Source organism: Paracoccus sp. (in: a-proteobacteria), from assembly GCF_030536915.1.
Taxonomy (GTDB): Bacteria; Pseudomonadota; Alphaproteobacteria; order Rhodobacterales; family Rhodobacteraceae; genus Paracoccus.
In genome coordinates this window covers 1-3238 of record NZ_JAUNPC010000127.1, presented here as the reverse complement: position 1 = coordinate 3238, position 3238 = coordinate 1, and the positions used below count along the sequence as shown (strand labels likewise).

The following is a 3238-nucleotide window of genomic DNA, read 5'->3' as shown; positions in this document are numbered from 1 at the left end:
TTGCGCCCCGAACCGGAACTGCCCCCGCAACTGTAGGCGGTGAGCCGCGCCCGAATATGCCACTGGACCTTTCGGGGTCTGGGAAGGTCGGGCCGGCGATGACCCGTCAGTCAGGAGACCTGCCGACGCAGTTTGACCAATCCGAGCGGGTCGGCTCGGGAGGGATCGCGTTCCGTGCACCGCTGCCCGGAGTCCGTCCGCTCGTTCGGCCCGTCCATGATGTAGCGGAAGGACATATCATGCTGAGGATGATGACGACGGCGGCCATGGCTGTCATGGCTGCGGCGCCGATGGCGTTCGCGGGCACGGACTACCCCCTGACACTCACCAGCTGCGGCCACGAGGTCACCATCGATCAGGCGCCCGAACGCGTCGTCAGCGTCGGCCAGAGCACGACCGAGATCCTTTACATGCTGGGTCTTGCCGACAAGGTCGCAGGCACCGCGCTGTGGATCAACCCGGTCCTGCCCGAGTTGGCCGAGGTGGATGCGCAGGTCGAGCGCCTGTCGGACAACGCCCCCAGCTTCGAAAGCGTGTTGGCGAAACGGCCCGATCTGGTTGTCACCGCCTATGAATGGATGATCGGCCCTCAGGGGGCGGTCGGCACGCGGGAGATGTTCGACGATGCCGGGATCCCCAGCTGGATCATGCCGACCGAATGCATCGGCAAGGACAACAGCCAGAGCATGGACGGCGCACGGACGGTGCTGTTCGACACCGCGCTTCTGTATCGGGGCATTGAGGAGCTGGCACAGATATTCGATGTCGCGGAACGCGGCGAGGCTCTGATCGCCGACCTGAAGGCGCGCGAAGCCGCGGCAGTCGGGCAGGCGCAGGCGCTGAACCTGCCCGACGATCTCTCGGGAGTGTTCTGGTATTCGTCCGCCGATATCGCGATTGATCCTTATGTCGCGGGCGTCAACGCCGTGCCGGGCTGGATGCTGGCCAAGCTGGGAGTGAAGAACGTCGTCACCTCTGAAGAGGAGTGGCCGACCGTCGGCTGGGAAACCATCGCCCGCGCCAATCCCAGCTTCATCGTCGCGGCCGAAATGAACCGGCGTCGATTTCCTGCTGACGACATCGCCGTCAAGCGCGAGTTCCTGAGCGGCGATCCCGTGACCCGCCAGATGGAGGCGGTGAAGAACGACCGCATCTTGACGCTGGAAGCCCATGCGATGGACCCCTCGATCCGCGCGATCTACGGACTTGAGGCCCTGTCCAACGCGCTTGCCGGTCTCGGTCTGTCCCGATGAGCCGCGGCGCTGCCGCCCGCCGTGCGGGCTGGCTCTGGCTCGCGCCCGTCATGCTGGCGGCGGCGCTGCTTTTCGGCACGGCCGTGGGCGAAACGCGGATACCGCTGTCCACTGTTATGGCAGTGCTGGGCAGCAAGGCCGGCCTGACGGTTGCCGTTCTCGATCCCGTGGATGCCAGCGTGATCTGGCATTACCGCCTGTCCCGTGCGGTCGTGGCCGCCTGCGGCGGCGCCAGCCTGGCGTTATCGGGGCTGATCCTTCAGGCGCTACTGCGGAACGCCTTGGCCGAGCCCTATCTGCTTGGGATCTCGGCGGGGGCCTCAACCGGCGCTGTCGCAGTTACCGTGGCAGGCTTCGGTGCGGGCATGATCAGCATGTCGGCAGGGGCCTTCGCGGGCGCACTGGTTGCCTTTGGTCTGGTCGCGGTCCTCGCCCGCGCGGCACGGGGAACAGGCGTTCAGACCACCGGCATCATCATTCTGGCGGGCATTGCCGGCTCGCAGATGTTCAATGCCACGACCGCGCTGATCATCGCGCAATCGGCCAGTGCCGAGCAGGCGCGCGGGATCATGTTCTGGCTTCTGGGTAATCTTTCGGGCGTCCGCTGGCCGGACATCTGGATGGCGCTGCCGGTAGCGCTGCTGGGTCTGGGCGTTGCACTGTGGCACACGCGGACTCTGGACGCCTTTACCTTCGGGGCCGACAGTGCGGCGGCCTTGGGGATCGACGTGCGCCGTGCCCAGGCGATGCTGATCGGGACTGCTGCGCTGGTGACGGCTGTCATGGTCTCGATCTCCGGAGCCATCGGCTTCGTCGGGCTGGTCGTTCCGCACGCCATGCGCTTCCTTGTCGGCGTGCGCCATGCCCGGCTTGTCCCCGCCACGGCGCTCGCGGGCGCGGTCTTCCTTGTGCTGTCCGACGTGGTGTCGCGCATCGTCATTCCGGGCCAGGTGCTGCCCATCGGTGTCATCACCGCGCTGGTCGGGGCGCCTGCCTTCGCGGTTGTCATGATCCGGGGCAGGCAGCGATGAGCGATAGGCCCATTCTCGAACTTGTCGGCACCACCCGAACCGTGCAGGGCCGGGATCTCGTCGCGGACGTAAGCCTGCGACTGCGTCCGGGCGAGATGTTGGGCGTGATCGGGCCGAACGGTTCCGGCAAGTCCACGCTGCTAAGCATGATGGCAGGACTGCTGTCGCCGACCAGGGGAGAGATCCGGCTTGCAGGCCAGCCGATGGCGCGACTGCGGCGCCAGCAGATCGCCCAGCGGCTCGCCATGGTGTCCCAGGCGGCGGAAACCTCCGAGCGGATTTCGGTCCGCGACGCGGTGGAACTGGGGCGCACCCCCTGGCTCGGGCCCCTCCGGCCTTGGAGCGCCACGGATGAGGATGCCGTTCAGGCCGCCTTACAGGCGGTCGGCATGGAGCAGATGGCGGCGCGGGACTGGTCCACGCTGTCGGGGGGCGAGCGGCAGCGCGTCCACATCGCGCGGGCCCATGCCCAGGCGCCGCAGATCCTGCTGCTCGACGAACCCACGAACCATCTGGATATCCACCAACAGATCGCCATTCTCGACCTGGTCTCGCAGCTTCCGGTCACGACCGTGATCGCGCTGCACGACATGCATCACGCGCTGCGCTGCGACCGCGTCATGGTGATGCAGTCCGGCCGCTGCGTGGCTCTGGGCAAGCCGCTCGAGGTTCTGACCCCTGCCCTCATCCGCAAGATCTTTGCCATCGATGCCGAGTTGATCGCGCATCCGGCCGGTGGTTCGCCGCTTTTCGCCTTCCAACGTCTCGCCTGAAAGGACATGGCCTTGCTGATCCGTGCTGCGCTTCTTTCCTGTCTCTTGCCGTTTGCGGCCCTTGCCGAAACGCATGAGGTCAGGATGCTCAACCGCAACGACAGTGGCCCGATGCCATTCGAGCCCGACTATCTGGTCATCCGGCCGGGTGACAGCGTGAAATTCATCGCCGCGAGCCCCG

3 protein-coding genes and 1 riboswitch (1 of these 4 cut by a window edge) are annotated in these 3238 nt (G+C 66.5%); all 3 genes read left to right on the top strand.

The window, feature by feature from the left end:
- A riboswitch (cobalamin riboswitch) is annotated at window positions 1-142 on the top strand; it begins 159 nt to the left of the window's first position.
- 97 nt (window positions 143-239) lie between these two features.
- Genes Q4F04_RS14375 through Q4F04_RS14365 form a run of 3 tightly spaced genes read left to right on the top strand, consistent with a single transcriptional unit; the run spans window position 240 to window position 3057 of the window.
- Window positions 240-1253 (top strand): ABC transporter substrate-binding protein, encoded by a 1014-nt coding sequence (locus Q4F04_RS14375; RefSeq protein WP_303370489.1) that lies wholly within the window; start codon window positions 240-242, stop codon window positions 1251-1253.
- 50 nt (window positions 1254-1303) lie between these two features.
- A complete protein-coding gene (locus Q4F04_RS14370; protein ID WP_303370493.1) occupies window positions 1304-2284 on the top strand; it encodes an iron ABC transporter permease in 981 nt (326 codons plus the stop codon).
- A complete protein-coding gene (locus tag Q4F04_RS14365; RefSeq protein ID WP_303370488.1) occupies window positions 2281-3057 on the top strand; it encodes an ABC transporter ATP-binding protein in 777 nt (258 codons plus the stop codon). The genes Q4F04_RS14370 and Q4F04_RS14365 overlap by 4 nt, the downstream gene beginning before the upstream one ends.
- Window positions 3058-3238: the final 181 nt, after the last annotated feature.

What these genes read in the sequence shown, in the direction of transcription:
- Q4F04_RS14375 (WP_303370489.1), top strand. Translation starts at nt 240, where the DNA reads ATGCTGAGGATGATGACGACGGCGGCCATGGCTGTCATGGCTGCGGCG.
- Q4F04_RS14370 (WP_303370493.1), top strand. Translation starts at nt 1,304, where the DNA reads ATGCTGGCGGCGGCGCTGCTTTTCGGCACGGCCGTGGGCGAAACGCGG.
- Q4F04_RS14365 (WP_303370488.1), top strand. Translation starts at nt 2,281, where the DNA reads ATGAGCGATAGGCCCATTCTCGAACTTGTCGGCACCACCCGAACCGTG.